The 21233-nt window shown below is 51.1% G+C and carries 22 protein-coding genes; 6 read left to right on the top strand and 16 right to left on the bottom strand.

All coding sequences use genetic code 11. The features are described from left to right. Positions 1–70: 70 nt before the first annotated feature. On the bottom strand, positions 71–709 hold the full coding sequence (locus tag RC74_RS03260) for a hypothetical protein (protein WP_039004025.1): 639 nt from the start codon (positions 707–709) through the stop codon (positions 71–73). Between the two features lie 226 nt (positions 710–935). Between RC74_RS03260 and RC74_RS03265 the strand changes: the two genes are divergently transcribed. From RC74_RS03265 to RC74_RS03275, 3 genes are read left to right on the top strand one after another with little or no spacing between them, the layout of a single operon-like run. After that, a complete protein-coding gene (locus tag RC74_RS03265) occupies positions 936–1517 on the top strand; it encodes a tyrosine-type recombinase/integrase (protein ID WP_039004026.1) in 582 nt (193 codons plus the stop codon). Positions 1518–1555: 38 nt separating this feature from the next. After that, the gene (locus tag RC74_RS03270) at positions 1556–1909 is read left to right on the top strand and encodes a DUF3768 domain-containing protein (protein WP_179946755.1); all 354 of its coding nucleotides are present in this window, start codon (positions 1556–1558) and stop codon (positions 1907–1909) included. A 6-nt stretch (positions 1910–1915) separates the two neighbouring features. After that, a complete protein-coding gene (locus RC74_RS03275; RefSeq protein WP_039004027.1) occupies positions 1916–2485 on the top strand; it encodes a hypothetical protein in 570 nt (189 codons plus the stop codon). A gap of 182 nt (positions 2486–2667) precedes the next feature. Here RC74_RS03275 and RC74_RS03280 read toward each other — a convergent pair whose 3' ends face one another. Next, positions 2668–2964: a hypothetical protein gene (locus RC74_RS03280; protein ID WP_039004028.1), complete on the bottom strand. Its 297-nt coding sequence runs from the start codon at positions 2962–2964 to the stop codon at positions 2668–2670. Positions 2965–3778: 814 nt separating this feature from the next. Here RC74_RS03280 and istA point away from each other — a divergent pair. Continuing rightward, on the top strand, positions 3779–5275 hold the full coding sequence (gene istA, locus RC74_RS03290) for an IS21 family transposase (RefSeq protein WP_062628125.1): 1497 nt from the start codon (positions 3779–3781) through the stop codon (positions 5273–5275). Continuing rightward, positions 5272–6024 (top strand): IS21-like element helper ATPase IstB, encoded by a 753-nt coding sequence (istB, locus tag RC74_RS03295; protein ID WP_062628126.1) that lies wholly within the window; start codon positions 5272–5274, stop codon positions 6022–6024. Before istA ends, istB begins: the two co-directional genes overlap by 4 nt. A gap of 666 nt (positions 6025–6690) precedes the next feature. Here istB and RC74_RS03300 read toward each other — a convergent pair. The 11 genes from RC74_RS03300 to RC74_RS03350 form a co-directional block, all read right to left on the bottom strand. After that, positions 6691–8085: an NAD(P)-dependent oxidoreductase gene (locus RC74_RS03300; protein ID WP_039002963.1), complete on the bottom strand. Its 1395-nt coding sequence runs from the start codon at positions 8083–8085 to the stop codon at positions 6691–6693. Positions 8086–8118: 33 nt separating this feature from the next. Further along, the gene (locus RC74_RS03305; RefSeq protein WP_052274911.1) at positions 8119–9411 is read right to left on the bottom strand and encodes an NAD(P)/FAD-dependent oxidoreductase; all 1293 of its coding nucleotides are present in this window, start codon (positions 9409–9411) and stop codon (positions 8119–8121) included. Positions 9412–9453: 42 nt separating this feature from the next. After that, entirely contained in the window at positions 9454–10224 is a 771-nt protein-coding gene (locus tag RC74_RS03310) for an HpcH/HpaI aldolase family protein (RefSeq protein ID WP_039002965.1), read from the bottom strand. A gap of 23 nt (positions 10225–10247) precedes the next feature. Continuing rightward, complete coding sequence (locus RC74_RS03315; RefSeq protein WP_236940018.1) at positions 10248–10706, bottom strand: GMC oxidoreductase; 459 nt, start codon at positions 10704–10706, stop codon at positions 10248–10250. Then, positions 10676–11944, bottom strand: a complete 1269-nt coding sequence (locus RC74_RS03320) for a GMC family oxidoreductase (protein WP_062628128.1) — start codon at positions 11942–11944, stop codon at positions 10676–10678. Before RC74_RS03320 ends, RC74_RS03315 begins: the two co-directional genes overlap by 31 nt. A gap of 10 nt (positions 11945–11954) precedes the next feature. Further along, on the bottom strand, positions 11955–13433 hold the full coding sequence (locus RC74_RS03325; RefSeq protein ID WP_039002968.1) for an aldehyde dehydrogenase family protein: 1479 nt from the start codon (positions 13431–13433) through the stop codon (positions 11955–11957). Positions 13434–13608: 175 nt separating this feature from the next. Then, the gene (locus RC74_RS03330) at positions 13609–14457 is read right to left on the bottom strand and encodes an amino acid ABC transporter ATP-binding protein (protein ID WP_039002969.1); all 849 of its coding nucleotides are present in this window, start codon (positions 14455–14457) and stop codon (positions 13609–13611) included. Then, positions 14454–15110 carry an amino acid ABC transporter permease gene (locus RC74_RS03335; RefSeq protein ID WP_039002970.1) on the bottom strand — a complete coding sequence of 219 codons (657 nt, stop codon included), beginning with the start codon at positions 15108–15110 and terminating at the stop codon, positions 14454–14456. The genes RC74_RS03330 and RC74_RS03335 overlap by 4 nt, the downstream gene beginning before the upstream one ends. Positions 15111–15214: 104 nt before the next feature. Then, complete coding sequence (locus RC74_RS03340) at positions 15215–16051, bottom strand: transporter substrate-binding domain-containing protein (RefSeq protein ID WP_082802172.1); 837 nt, start codon at positions 16049–16051, stop codon at positions 15215–15217. Positions 16052–16100: 49 nt separating this feature from the next. Then, positions 16101–17093, bottom strand: a complete 993-nt coding sequence (locus tag RC74_RS03345; RefSeq protein WP_039002972.1) for a proline racemase family protein — start codon at positions 17091–17093, stop codon at positions 16101–16103. Between the two features lie 2 nt (positions 17094–17095). Then, positions 17096–17776 carry a GntR family transcriptional regulator gene (locus RC74_RS03350; RefSeq protein WP_039002973.1) on the bottom strand — a complete coding sequence of 227 codons (681 nt, stop codon included), beginning with the start codon at positions 17774–17776 and terminating at the stop codon, positions 17096–17098. Between the two features lie 127 nt (positions 17777–17903). On the opposite strand from RC74_RS03350, the gene RC74_RS03355 reads away from it, so the two are divergent. Next, positions 17904–19334 (top strand): NAD-dependent succinate-semialdehyde dehydrogenase, encoded by a 1431-nt coding sequence (locus RC74_RS03355; protein ID WP_039002974.1) that lies wholly within the window; start codon positions 17904–17906, stop codon positions 19332–19334. Positions 19335–19482: 148 nt separating this feature from the next. On the opposite strand, the gene RC74_RS22650 is transcribed toward RC74_RS03355, so the two are convergent. From RC74_RS22650 to RC74_RS03370, 3 genes are all read right to left on the bottom strand, one after another. Next, a complete protein-coding gene (locus RC74_RS22650) occupies positions 19483–19992 on the bottom strand; it encodes a hypothetical protein (RefSeq protein ID WP_039002975.1) in 510 nt (169 codons plus the stop codon). A 138-nt stretch (positions 19993–20130) separates the two neighbouring features. Beyond that, complete coding sequence (locus RC74_RS03365; protein ID WP_039002976.1) at positions 20131–20331, bottom strand: SDR family NAD(P)-dependent oxidoreductase; 201 nt, start codon at positions 20329–20331, stop codon at positions 20131–20133. Positions 20332–20344: 13 nt separating this feature from the next. Continuing rightward, positions 20345–21133, bottom strand: coding sequence for an SDR family NAD(P)-dependent oxidoreductase (locus RC74_RS03370; protein WP_218918108.1), 789 nt, complete (start codon positions 21131–21133; stop codon positions 20345–20347). Positions 21134–21233: the final 100 nt, after the last annotated feature.

The raw sequence follows: 21233 nt of genomic DNA on the forward strand, positions 1-21233 counted from the left end.
CTTTGCCGACAGGCAAGCCTTCTTGGCCCGGCGAACCAGTTGTGGGAATGTAAACTTTGGTGGTTAGAGTTTAGGTACGGTCTATGATCTCAAGGAGCGCGATGCCTTTGATCGAACATTTGCGCTTGATACCCGTCGCCCTCCTCGTGAGGTCTTGCGGGAGGTCAGTCGTAGGATCGATCACAAAAAATCTGTCAGCGATGAACTCATCACCATGTTTGTCGTTTAAAACCACGCAGGCGTTCAAATCAGTAAAGTCGATGTCGAGCTGAACGCATTCAGGCTTGAGGGCCCTTTCTTTGATCAGGTTGCACATTGCCAAGAGGTAGTCGATCAAGGTGACCTCACCTTCTTGGTTTTTATTTGGCGCGATCATAGCTTCCATTGCTTTATGATGCTCCTCCTCCATAGACGCCTCTATGTCTGTGGTGTCCCAGCCGTCTAGGTCGTCAGGTGGGGGAGCCATATTTACCTTTCCGCGCGCGGAGAGCCACCTAAGAACCTCTTCGTTGGCCTTTGTGATTTTGTCTGTAACCATGCACGCGAGCAGAAAGGTCAAGGCCTCCCGTCTGTCCATGTCGGGTAAATTGCGCCCTTTTCCCTTTGCCCGCAGACCGGCTTCTGCAAGCACGCGGTCTATTCTGCGTGCAGCATCAAAGGGAAAATCGAATTTCTCCGAAAGGATGGGGATCAGTGAATGAGCGTGCAAAACGAATACTCCATGTGAGGTTATTGAATGTATATAGTTGACTGACAGTTTTGCAAAGCAAAAAGTGCACAGCAAAATATGGAATGCTGAATTGCACACTTGAACACTTGAACACGGCCCGAGCGCTATTTAAAATCCAGGTTTCAACATCTTTTCCAGGCCATTTGCTCCAAAACGCACTTTGTGTTAATATATTGAATACATTCATTTAAAATCTGGAAAAGCCATGCGAAAGCAACCTGCCAAGATTCTGGGGAAGGCGGAGCTATGCCGTCTTCTCAAAGCTGTCGAAGACACGCGGCAGCCCACTCGAAACCGAACGATAATACTTCTCAGCTTTCACGCGGGCCTTCGTGCCTGTGAAATTTCAGGCCTAACGTGGCCAATGGTCCTTAGCCCCTCAGGCAAGCTGGTCGAATCCATGGAACTCGGAATGGGCATCACGAAGGGTGGGAAAACGCGCTCCATTCCAACCTCAATCGCGTTACGCGCCTCTCTGCGATGCCTGCACCGAGAAGATGCACGCCCTAAAAGCGGACCTGTCATTTGTTCAGAGCGTGGAGGTCCGATGACGCCACGCTCTGTGGTGAACTGGTTTCGCCAGATCTATGATGACCTAGATATGCCCGGGTGCTCTTCACACTCAGGCCGACGTACCTTCATTACAACGGCAGCGCGATTACTGCCAAAAATCAACGGATCCCTGCGAGATATTCAAGAATTGGCTGGGCACAGATCGCTCAGCACGACCGAACGCTACATTCAAGGCGACCGCATGATCCAGCGGCAACTGGTCAACCTAATCTAACCCCCTCCAAACACAGTTTTACTGAAAGGAACGAAGCCATGACCGGCATCGAACACATGACTCATGTCCAACGCACAAGCCTCATCCGCGAGCAGAACGACCAATTCCGAAAGGACTTCAAAGGGGGACACCTTTTGCTAAGCATTGGCGTCGCGGAAATGGCCAAAGGAGCTGAAGCAAGCCTGCTTCACACGCTAGCGGAATTCAATGACTTCAGCGAAGGCAACGACCCGTATGGCGAGCACGACTTTGGGTGTTTAACGTGGGGAGGCGAAGCGATCTTCTGGAAAATAGACTATTACGATTTAGATATGCGCAACGGTTCTCCCGATCCTGCGGACTTGGATGTCACGGCCCGAGCGCTGACCATTATGTTGCCGTGCGAATACTGAGGCGCAATGATGGTACAGAAACTCCATACAGGCGCTGCATTGATCGAGCCCTATCAGCAAGGGGATTTGGATTCACTTTGTGGTCTCTATGCGATCATTAATGCTCTCCGAGTATTGCACGCGCCAAACCATCACCTAACAAAAAGAACCTGCATGACCCTTTTCACGAATGGTATTGACGCATTGGCCGCCGATTCCAGCCGGAAAGATGCGGTTTACAACGGCATGAAAATTGCGAGGCAAAGAAGATTAGCGAAGGTTCTGCTCAGCAGTTCTTCGCTAAGGGGAAGACCTAGGGCAACCCTAAAGCCAGCCCTGTCGCATATTACCAAAGTCGAAGAATTAGATCAGATCTTACGTGAGCGGATCGCAGGACGTGAGGTCCTCCTCGCATTGTTTGACGGGCGAATATCCCACCATAGCGTAATCGTTGGTTGCTCCCCGACCCGGATATATCTTTTCGACAGTGACGGCATGCAGTTTGTGTTGAAGAGAAACTTGCGCTTCACAGGTCACAGGTCGGGGGCTTTGATATTGCGAAGTGTGGTGCCGATGGGGATAAGCCGGAATATTTGAGGTTCAACCTGCCACTCTCCATCGACTGCACCGTAGTCTCAAGTTGACGTTGTTCCTGCAATTAAGATCGTAGGCTCTGTTGGAAAGATTTTTGGATGGTCCATTACTTGGATGGTCCATTTACAAAAGTTTAGCCACGATTTCCCAAAGACTTGGCTTATGCTTGGAAGAGAATTTGGATACTAGCGTTTCTCCCAGCCAAACTTGTTTTTTCCCTTCCTGCTTTTTGCTGCCGCTTTGCGCGCTTTCTTGCTGCGCCTGGACATACTCCATGGCAAAAGATCGGCTTCACGGACTGCCTCGTTCATTTTCATTTGCTCCATTTCAAACGCTATAACGGCTTCGTTCGTGTGCACTATTTTTCGGTCAACTACTTCGTAGGCTGGTCCATCAACCTCACGTCGCATCTCCTCCAATCGGTTTAAGCTTATATCCAAACGATCAGAAACTTCTTCAGGTGTTAAGTAATTATCTTTCATCAATTTTCTCCGCAAGTTACACAAGATTAAAGGATCGGCAAAAACATTTTACCAATTTAGTCAAAGGTTTAGTGGTTAGTGTGTTTAGAAAAGTTGCATACAGATGACGCTGCTAAAGGTCTCGTGTTTCATCAAGCTGCAAGAAGTGATGCTTGATGAAGCTACTGTTTAGACAGCGATCACCAGACCTAGGGCATGGTCACAAGTTGAGACTCACATCAATTGTTCTTTACACAGAGTGATGCAGTACATGCGCCCTTTCTGCCCGAGCGACTTAGGTGGGCGTGAAGCGAGCTTGCCCGTTTCGCCCTGTAAAACGTGCTGATCGCGCAGGTTGTTCAGGAACCTTTTGGGGTACGCTCCAAGAAGCCGATTCAGCGGTGCAATATGAAAATAGTATTTTCCACCGCCATACTCGTCCGGAACGCAGAATCCGAGAGGGTCATTGTTTTTTTTCGTTGGGGGTTTTCCCTCTCGACTGCAGATGATGATGTTATCCTCGTTTTCAGAGATCAATGCCGATATACGGTCAATGTTTGGATCACGCCGCGAAGTTGAACCCGCCAGAATAGACAAACAATTTTGACGCCATGTGCATTTTTGCAAGGGCAAAATGTTCCACTCCTTCGCCAGCCTACCTGCGGCATAGACAAGGGCACAACTCCGAACCAATCTATTATATTTCCTATCCTTCTTGGGGACTCCTCCTGTAAAACGCGGAGCAATAATGGGCCACAGAAGCGGCTGCGTATCGCAGTTGTAGCGGAGTAAAAATCCGCCAGTTTGTGTCCTTCGTTTATTCGGAGGGCGGGAGATGTATTCTGTGGATATTTATAATCGTGTGCGCCGTGCTTGTTTGAAGGACGGGATGTCTACTCGAGAAGCGGCGCGTTATTTCAACAAGGATCGCAAAACGATAGCCAAGATGTTGCGGCATGAGCTCCCTCCTGGTTATCGGCGTTCAGAAGCCCCGCGTCGCCCAACGCTTGATGATTATGTTGGTGTCATCGATAATATACTGCGTACAGATAAGGCCCTGATCAAAAAGCAGCGCCACACCGCCAAGCGTATTTTTGAGCGTTTGAGGGATGAACACGGGTACGCGGGAAGCTTGACGACAGTGACCTATTACGTTCGCGAACAAAAGCGACGCACTAAAGAGGTGTTTGTACCGTTGTCGCATCGGCCAGGCCACGCGCAGGTTGATTTTGGTGAGACACTTGGCGTGATTGGTGGCGTGGAATGCAAGATCCATTTTTTTGTAATGAGCTTACCGCATTCTGATGCGGTGTTCGTTAAGGGATACCCTGCCGAGACGACGGAAGCATTCTGCGACGGCCATGTGTCCGCCTTTGCGTTCTTTGATGGTATTCCGCAGTCCATTCTCTACGACAACACCAAGATCGCCGTTGCGCGGATACTCGGGGACAGAACGCGTATTCGCACACGTCGGTTCACTGAGCTGCAATCCCATTACCTGTTCGATGACAAGTTCGGGCGACCAGCGCGAGGAAACGATAAAGGCAACGTTGAGGGCATGGTTGGATATACGCGTCGCAACTTCATGGTCCCTGCGCCGCGTTGTGACAGCTTTGATGATTTGAACGCCCATCTGGAAGCGAAGTGTTTAGCACGTCAGGACGATACTTTGCGCGGCCACACCCAAACCATAGGTCAACGTTTGGTATCCGATTTTGATGCGCTGATGGGGTTGCCCGTGGCGGAATATGAAGCCTGCGACCATGTCAACACACGGGCCACTTCGATCTCGATGGTGCGCTATCGCAGCAATGACTACTCGGTGCCGGTGGCTTATGCACACCACGATGTTCATGTGCGTGGGTTTGTACATGAGGTTATCATCGGCTGCGGTAACGAGATCGTTGCACGGCACAAACGATCCTACCTATCCGCGGATATGATCTTTGACCCGCTCCACTTCCTGCCCTTGATTGAGCAGAAGGTGGGGGCTTTGGATCAGGCAGCCCCTTTGCAGGGCTGGAATCTACCGGATGCCTTCGCCACCCTGCACCGACTGCTCGAAGCCAGAATGGGCAAACCGGGCAAGCGAGAATACGTTCAAGTTCTGCGCCTTTTGGAAACATTCGAGATGGACGTTGTGCAAGGCGCAATCCAGCATGCCATTGATCTGGGCGCTATTGGCTATGATGCCGTAAAACACCTTGTGCTATGCCGTATTGAGAAGCGGCCACCGCGATTGGATTTGGACTTCTACCCGTATTTGCCTAAGGCCAATGTCGGCACGACACGCCCATCCAGTTACATGAGCCTGCTGGGAGCCACGGCATGACAGATGCTCCCCAAATCCTTCTGCACCACCACCTCAAGAAGTTGCGCTTGCCAACGTTCCAAGGAGAGTACGCAAAACAAGCCCAAATCTGTGCTGCTGAGAATAAGGACCACATCCAATATCTGGCGCGTCTGTGCGAGATGGAGTTAATTGACCGCGAACGGCGGATGATCGAAAGGCGGATCAAAGCGGCGAAGTTCCCCAGCACCAAAAGCCTGGATAGTTTTGACTTCAAGATCATGCCCAGCTTGAACAAGCCACTGACGATGGACTTGGCTCGATGTGACTACGTGGATCGCAGAGAAAACATTATTGCCCTCGGCCCATCGGGAACGGGCAAGACCCACATAGCTTTAGGACTTGGATTAGCCGCGTGCCAAAGAGGGTTGAAAGTACGGTTCACGACGGCGGCAGCCTTGGTTCATGATCTGATAGAAGCCCAAGATGAGCTCCGATTGCAGCGCATGCAAAAGCAACTGACGAGCCAGAATCTGTTGATCATTGATGAATTAGGCTTCGTTCCTCTGAGTAAATCCGGCGCAGAATTGCTCTTTGAGGTGATCTCGCAGTGCTACGAACGTGGTTCCATCATCATAACCTCAAACCTGCCCTTTGATGAATGGACCGAAGTCTTTGGCTCAGAGCGGCTCACGGGAGCCTTGCTGGATCGTTTGACACATCACGTCCACATCCTTGAGATGAACGGCGAAAGCTATAGGCTCAAACACAGTCGTAAGAACCGCCAGTAGTCAAAACACATCAAGATCAGAACAATGTTGGCCCATGGGCCAACATGCGCTTTGGCACGCGTTAGCTATTTGGGGGCACGCGCACCAAAGCGCAGAACATCCGAGAACTCAGTGGACCAATTTTACGCCGCGATCTGGTCCCTTTTTACTCTGCGATTGACAACCGTCATCTTTTGGTTATGCGCCCTGGTAATCCCCCATTTTTAATGGGGTCCAGCCGTAGAATTCACGCGGCCATTTTCAGTTTCATAGCGGGTGTTATGCCGCCAATGCCCATGTTGGGTCTGCGTCACCTCTGGCAGCTGCCTTCACTTCGTTCTGAATGTTGCAGCTATCAAGCGAAGAGAAAGTATCTATATTTAACGCAGTACTGGAGCGGTTTAGCAATGGATGACTATGAAGGATGGCCCAACCTGATGGCAACGCATGCCTCAGCATCTTGGCTATCGCCTTACGGCCTTGTTGAAATAACGCGCAGCTTCTCGAGCAGACATACCGTCCTTCAGACAAGCACGAAGCACACGACTATAAATATCCACGGTATAATCTCCCGCCCTCCGAATTAACGAAGGGCACAAACTGGCGGAATTTTATTCCGCTACAACTGCACCATCTGGCAGCCGTTTCTTTGGCCCATTATTGCTCCGCGTTTTACAGATTATTCTATTAGCGTAAAGGTCCCCCAAGTCCGGTAGAATTAAGTGCTTGCTCTATTCGGTTTATCTGAAGCATCAATTTATACGCTACGGCTTCATTCCCCTTGCCGAACTCCGCTAAACAACCTTCAATCTCAGCTATTGCCAAACGAATTTTCTCAAACTCACCCGATCTTTGCAATTCCGCCAACGTCGCAACCGTAACTCCGCCAATACCAGTGGGCACACGAATGCCGCCTTGTTTAAATCCTCCCGGAAGTTCTCCCACGGTATTAATAACTGTCTTTGTGCGGATTACCGCGAGTATTTGATCGACAGCTTGTTTTGCCCCAGCAACCCGCGTGGGGTGATCAGTATCTGCAGCAGCGTGTGGAAGTAGGCAAAGTTGTTTTCCGAAAGCCTCAAGCAATGGCAGATAGGGCGCCATCGGTCCGGAAATGGCCCCGTTTCCCTCGTCCACAAAGACATCTGCATCAATGATAGCGTGTGCGATCCGACCGCTTTCCATAGCGTTAGCCAAGGCGATGGTATTAACGAGCTCCCCACGATCAAAGTTAATCAAAACTGAGCCGTGTGCCATGGCGGACAACACGCGATCTGCGATGATGCCAGTATTGGCGGGGATGCCACGATGTTCATCTATCGGGCCAAGACCTAAGTGGACGGAAAGAGCAATAGCATCGCGGGCGGCTGCTTCCAACGTTTCAGCATAGAAAAATCCTTCGGACTCTATCCATTCGCGGTGCCGGCCACGCGCAAAGACACTGACATCCATATGAAATGCACGTCCAAGCTTGGCAACTTCGCGCCCAATATTTCCATAGCCAATCACGGCCAGTTTTTGCCCTTCTAGTTTTTTCGTCGGAAAATCACGAAGATTACGCCCTGTATCAAAGCGCCCGTCCGCAACTTGTGTGTGAAGCTCATTAAATGGCAAATTGGGTAGGGCCATCATCAATGCTTTCCAGACCATTTGCGCCGTGGCACGGCTGTTAATCCCAGGCGTGTTCATAAGCGGTGCGACGCCGCCTTGACCGTTTGGCCCGCCCCAACTGCTCGACCCCATGTTGCCTGTTCCTGCGCCAATTCGAACGCCACCCAATGCAAAATTACAATCGGCAGGGATGAAAGTCGCCGCAGTAATTAAGGCGTCGTATACATCCCCTCCGGCCAGTGCGAGAAGCTCGGCTTCGGTCGAAACATCTGGACAGTAGTAAAAGATTACGCGTGCTGGATTTGGGAGACCATTTTTCGGATCGGCGACGTGCCCAAATTCAAAACTGCACCCTTCCTGCGCCTCGATGTATGTTCTGGCTTGCGTTGGGTCGGCCGTTCCATCGGGACCGAAAGATAGGCCAATTAGATCGGCGATGAGTACGCGGGTGGGTCGGTATTTGTCGGTCATGGGTATCGTGATCCGTTTTTAAGAAAAATTAGGTCAAAGCCCCAAAAGGCCAAATCGACCCAGCCGAAATGGCTTTAGGTCAATACGAGGCGCTGCCCCGGTTGCGATGTCAGCGACAAGCTGTCCAGTGACAGCTCCTCCAATAAGGCCTTGATGGCCGTGCCCAAAAGCATAGATCACTCCTGGGTGGCGTCGGGCAGTATCGATGACTGGTATAGAATCCGGTGTTCCCGGGCGGTGCCCCATCCAACGCGTAACAGTACTTTGTTCAAAACGCTTAAACATACCTTGGGCTTGCCGTACAAGTATATCAGCCCGCTTCAAATTTGGTGGAGCCTTGAGGCCCGCAAACTCGACAGTTCCAGCAAGGCGCAGCCCAGCTTCCATAGGGGACGCTACGAATTTTCGGTCGGCAGAAATGGTTTGAATGCGCAAACCAGTGTCGGCCTCAGGCAGCATTACGTGATAGCCGCGCTCGGTCTCGAAAGGGAGCCGGTCGCCAAGCTGTCGGGCCAACTCCGCCGACCACGCTCCAGCCGCAAGAACGATGCGTTCCGCGTGATATTCGCCCGAAGGAACGGCAACGCCAGATACTTTTCCACCCTCAAACAAAAAACCACGCACAGGTTCACGATGGAACCGCGCGCCTTTTCGCACCGCGAGTTCCGCAAGTTTCTCAACCAGACGGCCAGGGTTCTGGCATTGCCCTTGATCTGCAAGATAAATTGCGCTTTTGAAACGGTCACTTAAGGCAGGTTCAAGGTCTTGAATTTCGTTTGCATTCAAGATTTCCACTTTGACCCCGTGATCACGGCGCAAACCAAGACCATAAGCACTGCCTTCAGGGCCATTCTCATGTTCAAAAACGAAAAGCTGACCACGTTTTTGCAGAAGGTCGCTACATCCCGCTTCGGTCATTAAAGGCTCATAAGCCTCATAACTGAATTGGTGTAGCGCGTGCATTGCCGCGGAAATTTCTTCGACCCGCGACTTGCGTCCCGCCAAAACGAAACGGATCAACCAAGGCAATGCGTGCGGTAAATGGGCGAGGCGGATAAAAAGCGGCCCTTCGGGATCGAGCAACCATTGCGGCACATTGCGCAACATGCCCGGCATAGCATTGGGAAGACATGAACCCGGACAAATTCCACCCGCGTTGCCATAAGAACACTGATCGGGCGATCCTGGCAAGGCTGGGTCAAACACGTCGACCTCAAATCCCTTATCCAAAAGCGCATTGGCGCTGCAAACGCCGATGATCCCCGCTCCTATCACAATCGCCTTACGTGGCACTTGCCCAGCCTTCATGTCCATACCTTTGCTCATATTGCTTCCCTTATTGGGCCGCCTCACGGATTTATTGCGTGGTTAGCTAGATTTTCCTGCACGAAATGCTGGAAGCGCATTTGCATAGGCCACCTGCAGCATCCGGAAATCCGATTGGAACGCTTGGAATTTATAGCCCATGTCGCGCATTTTTTGGCCATATTCGACGGACCCTACATGAATGCCGGGAATGACCCCATGGGCCTCGCAACGTTCGGCGATCAGTTGAATCGCATCTATGACATCATCCCACTTCGGATCAAAACCCGGCGTATGCCCCATCGATACAGCAAGATCGGACGGGCCGACAAAAATGGCGTTTAAGCCTGGCGTGGAAAGAATTGCGTCTAGGTTCGCAAGGCCATCCTTGTGTTCAATCATGGCCATAGTGATAATCGTGTCATTGGCGTTAGCAAAGTAGTCAGAGCCCCCATACAGGCCTGCGCGGATCGGCCCAACCGAACGACCGCCCAGAGGGAAATAGCGACAAGCTTCCACGAAAGCTTTGCATTCATCGGCAGTGTTCACCATCGGGCATATTACGCCATACGCCCCAGCATCTAAAACGCGCCCGATGATCGCGGGATCATTCCACGGTACACGCACAAACGGAGTTCTATCAGTCGTCGATATCGCTTGGAGCATCGACAGCGTGTCGGCGTAATCTGCGCAACCATGCTGCATGTCGATTGTGATTGCATCAAAATCCTGCTGTGCCATCATTTCCGCAGACAAAGAGGAGGGGATTGCAAGCCAGCCAGTAAGAACTTCGCCACCAGCGGCCCAGATCGTTTTTGTTTTGTTTTCGCGCACTTTATTCACCTTTTTAGTAAGAGTCAGGAAGGGGTAGAAAGAATGATATCAGCAACCTTTTCGGCCATTGCTATCGTAGTAATGTTGGTATTTGCCGCGATGACTGAAGGCATGGCCGAAGCATCCACAACCCGCAGACCTTCGACGCCACGCACGCGGCATTCTGGGTCAAGGACAGCCATGGGATCGTTGTCGGCCCCAATTTTGCAGCTACAAGACACATGCCAACCAGACCAAACAGCCTCACGTGCCCAATCTACTATAGAATCTCTGTTCTGGATCATGGCGTGCATGCGATCCTGTGTGCCGAACTTTAGCTTCAACAAGGTATCTCGGAAGAATGGCACATAGTCGAACATCAACGCGGCGGAGCCCGTTTTGATATAGTTGGAAGGTTTGCGCACAGACAGTGACCGTGCCTCTTCGGTGTAGCCCGAAAGGAACCATGTATTCACATGAGAACGCACACGCGTGTCTTCCATGATCCGGTAAAGGCGTTCGAAGCCGTCCACCAGACGCATAAGATCACGTTCATCCCCCCGAGATTGAGATCAACACATGGTTCGTCTCGCCAATCGGCAGAGTTGAGCGTCACACGGCCCTGAGAGTAACTTTTATTGACACAGACGTTCAGCGCGCCCATCGCTTTTCCCAGCGGATGCCATCCCGCGCGGTTCACTGGCATCATCAACATGTCGGATGGGGTGCACCCCTCATACCCAGAAGAATAACGGGCACCGAGGAAAATGTGCCTGCGCTGACCTGCCTTTAATCGCGCCGATTTTTTGAAATGCGCGCCAACTGCAATATGGGGGTGATCCATGAGGTTTTCACCTACCCCAGGAAGATCAGCCACCACCTTGATCCCATGGCGCTTCAATTCGTTCGCAGGGCCAATCCCTGCCCGCATCAAAATGGCCGGAGTATGCAGGGCTCCCGCGCAAACAATGACCTCTTTGGCATGCCAAACTTTTGAGGGGCCATCACTTGAATGCGCCCTTACACCAGTGATGCGATTACCATCAAGTTCCAGCGCTTCTACCTGAGTTTCCGCAAAAATATGCAAATTATTGCGCGCCCGTACTTCCTTTGTAAGATAACCGATAGCGGTTGAAACGCGTCGGTCATTTTCATTGGACAACGGCAGTGGAAAACTCCCATCCGAAAAAGAAGCATTGTAATCCGCTTGATAGGGCAACTCGTCAGAAATCACATCCATCACCGACTTGGTGAAGCCCGCCCAGTCTTCTGGAAATACGCGACGGATCGGGATCGGGCCCGTGTCGTTATGGAGATCACCCTTAAAGTCGAGGTCGCGTTCTAGCTTCTTGAGATAGGGCAGCATGCCATCCCAACCCCATCCGGTAGCGCCATTCGCCTCCCATTCATCATAATCAGCGGGAAGACCGCGCACCGCAAACTGCCCGTTTATGGATGATCCACCGCCCATAACTTTAGCTTGCTCCAATCGGGTTGGAGGAACTTGGGCGCTGTTTGATCGCGGGTTCTTTGCGAAGACGCGTAAAGTTGACCAGTGGTATTTCGGGTCGAAATAAGACAGCCCTGGATAACTGTCGGCGATTACTTCGGGAACATCGTCCGGCGGCGTATCAGGACCAGCCTCGATAAGTGCGACCTGTTTGGACAGGTCGGCAGACAAGCGACCGGCCAACGTAGCCCCGGCCGATCCTCCGCCCACAATAACAAAATCGAATTTCATCAAATCACCCTCAGTGATAATTGATCCACACCGCTTTTTCGCGGGTGAATGCCTCAAAACCAGCGCGGCCCATGTCCTTACCAAAACCGGACCCTTTAAAGCCGCCTGCCGTATAGGTAAACTCTGGATCGCGACCATGTTGGTTCACAAAGACCATGCCAGCCTCAACTTGATCCACGACATGCATAGCCTCGCGCATGTCGGTTGTATGAACCGAAGCTGCTAGGCCATAGACAGGGTGTTGAGCTTGAGTGATTGCGTCTTCAAGGTCGGCAAAGCGGGAAATGCTTACGACTGGGCCAAAAAACTCATCGGTGAACCCGATGTTTTCGCGTGACACGTTGGTAAATATGGTCGGCGCATAAAAGTTGCCTTCGTTCACTGCTTCTAGACGTGCGCCACCCGCCAAGAGTTCAGCACCTTGTTTGATGGTCTCCTGCACCATGCCATCGATGCGATTTAGTTGCTTGGCCGAGATTATCGGCGCAAAGGTGGTGTTCGCATCCCATGTCGGTCCGGGTTTGATCTTTTTCGTGCGCGCAATCACCTTTTCTGTCAATTCGTCGGCAATACAATCCTCAATCAAAAGCCGCGACGGCAAAGTACAAACCTGCCCTGCATTAACCATAAAAGAATCTGCGACGCGGGTTGCGATCATATCCAGATCCCCTGCATTTCGTGTAATCACCTGTGGACTTTTTCCTCCTAGCTCAAGGATCACTGGTTTGATCCCTGAAAGGGCTGCTAGCGACATGATCGCTGCACCGGTTTGAGTGGAACCAGTAAACGAAATGATCTGAATATCAGGATGCGATACAATTGCTGCTCCCGTGGTGTGTCCATATCCATTTACAACGTTGAACAGACCTGCTGGCAGACCCGCCTCGGAAGCAAGCTGCGCCGTTGCCAAAAGCGAATGGGGCGTAAGTTCGGAGGTTTTCATCACGACCGCATTACCTGCGGCCAAGGCTGCTCCGAATTTCCATGCCGCTGTAATCAATGGAAAGTTCCAAGGGACAATGGCCCCCACGATGCCATAAGGCTCGCGTTTAGTGAAACTTAACGTATCCGCCTTAGTTGCGGTCACAGTGCCTTCGAGCTTGTCGCAATATTCAGCGAAATACCGCACGACACCGGCTGTGCGCACAACGTCCCCCGTGATCGTACCCGAGACCAAACGCGCAGACCCCATGGCTTCAAGACGCCCAAGATATTCGGCATTCTCTTCGATTTTGTCGGCGAACTTGAAAAGGACACGCGCTCTATCCCTTGGGGCCATTGTGGCCCATTTGCTTTTAGAGAGTGCCGCTTTTGCCGCTGCAACAGACATCTCCACGGAGTCCGCGCCGCCATCACTCAAAACACCCATCAGCTTCTCATCGGATGGGCGCAGTACGGTAATTTCCTCGCCGGGAAGTTCAACATACTTGCCACCAATATGGTGACCGGAGGGAACTTGGACTGTATCGGGATCGAAGCTAAGGGTCATGATTTTTCCTCATCATTTTGGCCTCATTTCAAGGCACAGATATTGGATCACTGACACGCGTGTATCAGCGGATTATTGTGTCAACCGATGCGGTATCGGCCAATTGCGTAGACAGCATTTTGTGAGCTAGTCCATTACCCACAGCTCTTTGGCTGGGCGTGCCGGAGCAAAATTTTCAAGCGCTACCTTCTAGAAACGGGCGTAGAAGTGCAGCAGATTCATGGAAACGCCCAACAAAACTTTTGAGGCGGTCGTGCGTTGGATGTAAAAGTACTTCGCGTGGAGGGCCATCTTCGGCGATGCATCCCTGATCAAGAAAAATGACGCGATCCGCAATTTCAAACGCAAAGCCCAATTCATGGGTTACGATCACCATGGTCATGCCAGAATTTGCCAATGCGGTCATCGCCTTCATCACCTCACCCACCAGCTCTGGGTCCAATGCAGAAGTTGGTTCATCAAACAACATCACTTCGGGGTGCATGGCCGACGCGCGCGCGATAGCCACACGCTGTTGCTGGCCGCCTGAAAGCTGCCTTGGGTATTTGCTTTCATGCCCTTCAAGGCCCATTTGCGCCAATAGGGAAAGCGCCTCTTTGCGTGTGTCATCGCGATTAGCTTTTTTCACTGTAACTGGCCCCTCCATGACATTCTCGAGAGCAGTCATGTGTGGGAAAAGGTTAAACTGTTGAAAAACCATTCCAGTTTGCGAACGAATTCGATTAACCGTGCTCGGCGAAACCAAATTCACACCTGGCCCAGTTGCGGAAGAAGCGCCGCCACTTGAGCCAGAGTCAAAAATATGCTCGCCGCAAATTTTGATCCGACCACTGGACGGTTTGTTGAGCAAATTAATACAGCGCAGCAAAGAGGTTTTACCCGATCCCGACGCACCTACAAGCACGACAACCTCCCCTTTTTGGACTTCAAAATCGATCCCTTTTAGCACCGCTTTGGTACCGAAGTGAAGATGCAGTCCCTCGATTTTCAAGAGCGCTTCGGATTGTGAATGTGAACCGTTCATTTCACGGCCTCCGAGATTTTCTCAAGCCTGCGTGACAGCAAAGTCAGCGGCACGAGTATGATAAGGAACATGATGCCGACGAAAGTGTAGACCTCCATTGGTCGATAGGTGAAGGAACTAATATAGCCAGCTTGATACAGAAGATCGGGAACAGTAATCATGGACATGAGCGTCGTATTCTTGATCTGAATGATGGATTGTCCTGCCAATGGCGGGATCATGCGCCGGAAGGCCTGTGGAAGGATCACACGGCGCATCCGTTGACTGTATGTCATGCCAAGGGCGGTGGTTGCATCCGTCTGGCCGACATCAATGGATTGAACGCCTGCACGCAGAATTTCGGCGTAAAAGGCACCAGCATAAAGACTAAGACCAGCAAAACCTGCCCAGAACTTTGTAATAGATAGACCCGCAAAAATTGGTAAGGCATAGTAAATCCATAGCAGGATTACGAGCAGCGGGATGTTGCGAAAAATCTCAACGTAAATCCGTCCTAGTGCTGCAAGGGTCTTGGAACCAGTCAGTTGCATCAGCCCGACAGCGAGGCCTATGGCAAGCCCAGCAGAAATCGAGATGGCCGAGTAGAAAAGCGTGACCAGCAAGCCGTTCCAAAAGAGCATCCAGTTCTGGGTAATAACAGAAAAATCAAACATGCGGGTCTCCGGCATAGACGTGTGTCATCCATGCATTTTGTTCTTGTTTGAAACCAGCTGACTTAAGATCACAAAGCCAGCTGGAGGAAGGGTAAAAGATCAGTTTAGAAGCTGAAACTTGAAGGCAGGATCGATAGATCGATACCGCGATCTTCCCAAGACTTTTGAAGACGTCCTTGTGCCAAGCCAAGCGAACGCTGCTGTTGAACCCAGTTGGTTAAGAAGTTGATGTAGCCAGCATTTCCTGGCTTACGCGCCACAGCTAGGGTCGCAGGGTTGAGCAACATTGGTTCAGGAACAGACACATCCCCCAATGCAAGGTTTGAAATTTGAAGCGCATCAAAGACCGCGAGGAGGATACCATCTGCACGTTGCGCCTGAAGCTCCATGATCGCAAGATTGCGATCTTCAACGACGGTAATATTTGCTTTTGGTAGTAAAGCTTCAGCGACAACCTGCATCGTTGAGCCCTTTTGAACCACGATGGTTTTTTCGGGTGTATTCAGCTCAGCCCAAGTCGCAACAGGCGCCCCATCTGGAGTCAAAACTGCCCACGCATCGGTGAAAAGTGGTTCCCAAAGGTAATCGACAACCAATCCGCGACTTGGATTTGGGTTCACACCGATCGCAATGTCGATTTTATTGGACTGAAAGTCTGCGGCAAGATTGCCCCAAGTCGTTTCGACGGTTTCCAACTCCACACCAAGCGCATCCGCAATATCTTGAAGGAAATCGACGTAAAAGCCGCTCCATTCTCCAGTCGCCGGATCCTTAATATACCCAGGTTCTTCGCCGATCATCACGGGGATTTTCAGCTCTCCCGAAGAACGGATCTCCTCGATAACCGCGGAAGGGTTATCTTGAGCAATACCGGCTTGCGCCATTCCAAAAATTCCAACGCCCAAAATCGAGGCGCGGAGGATATTTACAATTTTGAACATGATTGTTAGTCTCCATCTGCTACTTTGTTTATGATTAGTCAGTGGCTTATTACTGACTTAGGAAACCTCGAGTGAGGGGATCGCCTTTCTCGAGGAAAAGTATGCCCTGGGAGGTGATGTAAGCATCTCCCAGGATCACTATATTATAGCCGACACGACCCTCTTCAGTGGCCTTGTGATCAAGGCTGGCTATAAATTCGACGCCGAAAATATTCTCAGCATAATAGTTTTGGTTTTCTTCCAATTGCCCACGGATCAAGAGCTGTGCCATCCGCGCGCTCGTTCCTGTCCCGCACGGGGAGCGGTCAAATTTGTTGGGTGCAAGAACAAGCATATGGCGCGCACGATCATTTGCTTCTTCCTGATAAAAGAGAACAGAGGGCGCGGGATCATCGGCAAACATCGGCATAGTCTGGGTAATCTTTGATATGGCCTCTTTGATGCGCCACCCGATACCCAATGCAATCGAAGCCGATTTTGCCTCCAGAGAAATCCCAAGCGCTGTTGCGTCCACCATTGCATACCACATTCCCCCATAGAGAATGTCGCAAGTCACTGCTCCGACGCCTTCAACCTCAACCGTTAAATCGGCAAGCCCCATATATGCGGCAACATTACACAATGCGACACGTTCCAAACGTCCATCAGGCGACCAAACCAAAGCTACAGTCACCACACCTGCGGGAGTTTCCAACGTAAAACTATTGCCGATTTCGGGCGAGATCTCTCCAGTATGCGCGAGCGTTTTTGCATACCCAATCGTGCCGTGCCCACACATGCCCAAGTAGACATACGAAGACACAAAGATTGCTCCGAAGTCGGCAATTTTTGATTCAACCGGCACGAGTCCGACCATCGCCGCATGACCACGCGGCTCGTGCAAAAGGGCGGATCTTAGGTGGTCAAAACGCGCTTCCAAATCAAAACGTTTCTCCAAGACTGTGTCGCCTCGCAATGTCGGAACGCCACTTAAAATCACGCGGGTCGGATGGCCGGCCGTATGTGAATCGATATAGGAAAAAGCGCCTTCGAATTCCGTCATGATCAACCTTTTCCGAAGTGCTGCTCGATCGTGGCGCGTGATGACTGCCAGATCGTCGTAATTAGGTTTTCCGAGAGGGTTTTCGCATCTTCAGCCCGTCCATCTTCAATTGCCGCGAAAATGGCTCCAGTATCATCAAGAGACAACCGCACCAAATCACTCGCATTTTTATAAAGGTACAGACGGTAGCGCAGCGCCTGTTTTTCCAGACCTGAAATAAGGCGCCGCAAGGTCGTATCATCTGCCAACTTGTAAATTAATTCCGAACCGCGCACATCCATAGCGAAAAACGCGTCAGCATCTCGGGCTTCATGTGCGGTACGCATACCGTCAAAAACTTCTTTAAGTTGCTTTTTTCGGTCATTGAGTGGCGACCTCGCAGCAGCCTCAGACGCCAGCGCCTCAAGGGCCGCTCGACAGCGATAAACCTCATCAAAGTCGCGCAAAGACATTCTGGAAACCCAAATTCCCTTGCGGGCTTGCCGCATTACAAGGCCATCGCGCTCAAGGGCGCGCAACGCATCACGCACCGGAGACCGACTTACGCCATATCGCAACGCGATCTCCTCCTCTGTCAATCGCATAGCCGGCGCAAGCTCAAGCGTAACTATTGCCCGTTCAAGAACGGTGGTGAGGTTGTCGACAATGCCGGCAGAAAGGTTTTGAAAATTTGCATCCATCATGTAGACACCATACTGTACTCTGTATACAATGCAAGAGCCTTAAAAAAGTTTGTGTAAAAAAGGCGTGCTCGAAACAAGCAACATCGGCGCCGAAAACTAATACGAACAATCCCAACTGGAGACTGAAATGTATCAAGAAAAACTAGAACTTCTCATCGACGGGACATGGCGCCAAGGTAGTGAAGGAGTTTCTGAGCCGTTAATTAATCCTGCTACCGAAGAAACCCTATCTCACGTACCGCACGCCTCAACTTCCGACCTAGATCAAGCGCTTTCCGCAGCGGCCAAGGGTTTTAAAGTATGGAAAAAAAAGACCGCCGCCGAGCGGTATGCGGTGCTCTATAAAGCGGCCGAGCTAATTGAGGCCCGTAAAGACAGTATCGCGGAAGTGCTTTCCCTCGAAAACGGCAAGCCTGTAGCAGAGGCCGCCGGAGAAATCATGTTCTCTGCGGAGGCTCTGCGCTTCTACGCCGAAGAAGGTAAACGCGCCTACGGAAGAATAATCCCCTCGCGGACCCCTGGCGTTCGTCAAATTGTGATGAAAGAGCCAATCGGGCCCGTTCTGGCATTCACAGCATGGAACTTCCCAGCATCAAATGTGATTCGCAAACTTGGCGGCGCGTTAGCAGCGGGTTGCTCTATCATCATCAAACCCGCAGAGGAAACGCCAGGAACCGCCGTTGCTTTTGGCCGTTGCTTACAAGACGCAGGTCTTCCAGATGGCGTACTCAACATAGTTTTCGGTGACCCTGCAGTCATTTCGTCCCATTTGATTGCCTCGCCAATCCCAAAAGCTGTCACACTTACAGGCTCCACCGCCGTTGGGAAGCTCTTGCAGAAACAAGCCGCCGATACCCTTAAGCGCTGCCTTATGGAACTCGGCGGCCACGCTCCCGTGATCGTGCATAAAGATGCCGATCTGGAAAAGACGCTAGACATGATTGTCATGTTTAAATTCCGCAACGCAGGACAAGTTTGCACATCACCAACCCGTTTCTATGTTCACGAGTCACTCTATGAAAAGGCCATCGCGGGTTTCGTGGAGCGGGTCAAAAAAATCAAAATTGGCCAAGGCAATGAAGAGGGCACCCAAATGGGGCCGATGATCGCGGAACGTCGGCTTGGCCTGATGGATGAACTGGTGCAAGATGCAGTACTCAACGGCGCGAAAATCGTTACAGGCGGTGAGCGCCTGGATCGAAAAGGCTATTTCTATGCCCCTACCGTTCTGCGCGACGTGCCGGACACCGCACGCATAATGTCAGAAGAGCCTTTTGGTCCCATTGCCCCGTTCACTTCTTTCTCCGATTTCGAAACCCTTATGGAGCGTGCCAACTCAACCGTTTACGGCCTCGCTTCCTTTGTCTTCACACAAGACGGCGCCCTAGCACGGAAAACAGAAGAAGCTCTAGAGGCAGGTATGGTTGGCGTAAATTTCATGGGCATTTCTACCCCTGAAACTCCATTTGGCGGCGTTAACCAATCAGGCGACGGCTCGGAAAGCGGTATCGAAGGCCTCGAAGAGTATATGCGTGTAAAATTTATTGCCGAGCTTTAACCCATTGCGAACAGCACTCGCTATGCGTCGGCCCATTATTGGCCAACGCATAGCGAGTGCTGTGAACTCAGGTTAGGTTGCGACATTTTTTCTACCTCAGTTTTCTTAGCTCCTCGGTAGAGGCTTCGGTCGGGGTGCGCCATCCCCCCTAGCTACTGCATTTGAGCAGTACAGGTGTTTTCACCTTCAACTCTTCGAAAGACTCGAGCTGGTTGGCTAAAACTTGAAAAACCAATCTGGCGTCCAGCTCAGGATCATTCACATGGCCAGCCTGAAGCTGTCCATCCCTATAATGCTTGACCAAGTGGTGGTAAGGGTTCCGCGGGAAGGCTAGTGGATTTAACCAGAGCGTGTCGATTGGGGCCTGCATAATCTTCGCTAGCCGAGGCCGGAGCGCAACAAGATGCGCTAAGTCGTGCTGTAGAAAATTATGGCCGACCGGGTGTGCAAAACCGTCAATTTCTTTCTCAAGACGATCGAGCCCTCTCTCAAGCTGCCCGTCCTTGGAGATCGCCACGACTTGCCCATCATGCCGAACAGCTGCAAACGCAAACACCTGCGCTGTCTTCGGATTTACTTCTAAATCAATCGACAGGCACTGCTCCAAAAGATCGCAGCCCTTACCTGATAGTCCGGAAGTGATGTGTAATTCATTCATTTGGAACGAAGAAATACAATTCTCGCTATTTGCGCAATCGGAATATCAGGCGACCTTAGAATACCGACGATGTCAATGTTGGCAGCAGGCGCATTTAGTTTTTCTACTAGCAGATTAGTAACCCATTTTTTGACGATACTAAGAAGTATCCCAGCACGCAGTTCTTGACTGGCTAAAGCTTTGGACTTGGAGTTCCTCTACTGTTAATGCACCGAGTTCATCGAGCACATCACAGACCATTACCTTTGCGCCTTTTTGGGCTAGAAGACGGGCCTCTGCCAATCCTTGGCCACGGACTGAACCGGTGACGATCGCTGATTTTCCTGTGAAGTCGTTCATAAGTTATTCCTGTTTAATATGTGGCGCGGCCGCCAGAGAGATCATGCACTGCGCCTGTGGAAAAACGGCAGCCAGTGGACACAAGCCAAGCGGCTAATTCCGCCACATCTTCTACTCTGCCAGCGTGACCCAGCGGAATTTTGGCAAGATTTTGCGCTACCGTTTCAGGCTTCATTTGTAATAGAAGATTGGTCTTGATTAGCGCTGGTGCAATTGCGTGTACACGTATTTGAGTACTAGCCAATTCGCGGCCAAGTGATTTGGTCATGGCGATAATTCCTGCCTTCGCCACGGAATACGCGGCCATGCCTGGGTTACCTTCTTTGCCCGCGATTGAAGCCAGTGATATGATATGACCACGTCGTTGCGGTTCCATATGCATCAAGGCCGCTTTGGTGCAGTAAAATGCTCCGTTTAGATTGACATCCAGTGTCTTATGCCAATTATTAAGATCATATTCTTTGATGGAGTTTACTGGCCCGGTAATCCCTGCGCTGTTGATTAGGATATCAATAGCGTTTGCGTCATGAGCTGTGGCCTTCATGGCTGCCATCACGGCATCAGGGTTGGTTATGTCAACAAACTGATGCGTTGCTTGCGCGGAAAGGGGGTAGCTGCTTGGTGCAGGGGCCATATCCCAGATATCTACGCTAGCGCCACAAGAGAGCAAGCGTTTGGCAATAGCTAAGCCAATTTCGCCCGAGCCCCCGGTTACCACCGCATGACGGCCGTTTAGGTCATAGGTATTCGCGAGATGTGACATCTCTTCCCCCTTTTCTAAATGATTCACTGCGGTAGTCATTCAGAAATATCGGGAAGATTTACGTATGTCAAATATATCATAATTTGATATTATGGATAAAATTTTTGACTGAAGAGTGACGAGCCATCCCTCGAATCGT

Origin of the sequence: Falsihalocynthiibacter arcticus, from assembly GCF_000812665.2 — a bacterium.
GTDB lineage: Bacteria > Pseudomonadota > Alphaproteobacteria > Rhodobacterales > Rhodobacteraceae > Falsihalocynthiibacter > Falsihalocynthiibacter arcticus.

What these genes read in the sequence shown, in the direction of transcription:
- RC74_RS03265 (WP_039004026.1), top strand. Translation starts at nt 936, where the DNA reads ATGCGAAAGCAACCTGCCAAGATTCTGGGGAAGGCGGAGCTATGCCGT.
- RC74_RS03270 (WP_179946755.1), top strand. Translation starts at nt 1,556, where the DNA reads ATGACCGGCATCGAACACATGACTCATGTCCAACGCACAAGCCTCATC.
- RC74_RS03275 (WP_039004027.1), top strand. Translation starts at nt 1,916, where the DNA reads ATGATGGTACAGAAACTCCATACAGGCGCTGCATTGATCGAGCCCTAT.
- RC74_RS03280 (WP_039004028.1), bottom strand. Translation starts at nt 2,964, where the DNA reads ATGAAAGATAATTACTTAACACCTGAAGAAGTTTCTGATCGTTTGGAT.
- istA (WP_062628125.1), top strand. Translation starts at nt 3,779, where the DNA reads ATGTATTCTGTGGATATTTATAATCGTGTGCGCCGTGCTTGTTTGAAG.
- istB (WP_062628126.1), top strand. Translation starts at nt 5,272, where the DNA reads ATGACAGATGCTCCCCAAATCCTTCTGCACCACCACCTCAAGAAGTTG.
- RC74_RS03300 (WP_039002963.1), bottom strand. Translation starts at nt 8,085, where the DNA reads ATGACCGACAAATACCGACCCACCCGCGTACTCATCGCCGATCTAATT.
- RC74_RS03305 (WP_052274911.1), bottom strand. Translation starts at nt 9,411, where the DNA reads ATGAGCAAAGGTATGGACATGAAGGCTGGGCAAGTGCCACGTAAGGCG.
- RC74_RS03315 (WP_236940018.1), bottom strand. Translation starts at nt 10,706, where the DNA reads ATGGAAGACACGCGTGTGCGTTCTCATGTGAATACATGGTTCCTTTCG.
- RC74_RS03320 (WP_062628128.1), bottom strand. Translation starts at nt 11,944, where the DNA reads ATGAAATTCGATTTTGTTATTGTGGGCGGAGGATCGGCCGGGGCTACG.
- RC74_RS03325 (WP_039002968.1), bottom strand. Translation starts at nt 13,433, where the DNA reads ATGACCCTTAGCTTCGATCCCGATACAGTCCAAGTTCCCTCCGGTCAC.
- RC74_RS03330 (WP_039002969.1), bottom strand. Translation starts at nt 14,457, where the DNA reads ATGAACGGTTCACATTCACAATCCGAAGCGCTCTTGAAAATCGAGGGA.
- RC74_RS03335 (WP_039002970.1), bottom strand. Translation starts at nt 15,110, where the DNA reads ATGTTTGATTTTTCTGTTATTACCCAGAACTGGATGCTCTTTTGGAAC.
- RC74_RS03340 (WP_082802172.1), bottom strand. Translation starts at nt 16,051, where the DNA reads ATGTTCAAAATTGTAAATATCCTCCGCGCCTCGATTTTGGGCGTTGGA.
- RC74_RS03345 (WP_039002972.1), bottom strand. Translation starts at nt 17,093, where the DNA reads ATGACGGAATTCGAAGGCGCTTTTTCCTATATCGATTCACATACGGCC.
- RC74_RS03350 (WP_039002973.1), bottom strand. Translation starts at nt 17,776, where the DNA reads ATGATGGATGCAAATTTTCAAAACCTTTCTGCCGGCATTGTCGACAAC.
- RC74_RS03355 (WP_039002974.1), top strand. Translation starts at nt 17,904, where the DNA reads ATGTATCAAGAAAAACTAGAACTTCTCATCGACGGGACATGGCGCCAA.
- RC74_RS22650 (WP_039002975.1), bottom strand. Translation starts at nt 19,992, where the DNA reads ATGAATGAATTACACATCACTTCCGGACTATCAGGTAAGGGCTGCGAT.
- RC74_RS03365 (WP_039002976.1), bottom strand. Translation starts at nt 20,331, where the DNA reads ATGAACGACTTCACAGGAAAATCAGCGATCGTCACCGGTTCAGTCCGT.
- RC74_RS03370 (WP_218918108.1), bottom strand. Translation starts at nt 21,133, where the DNA reads ATGACTACCGCAGTGAATCATTTAGAAAAGGGGGAAGAGATGTCACAT.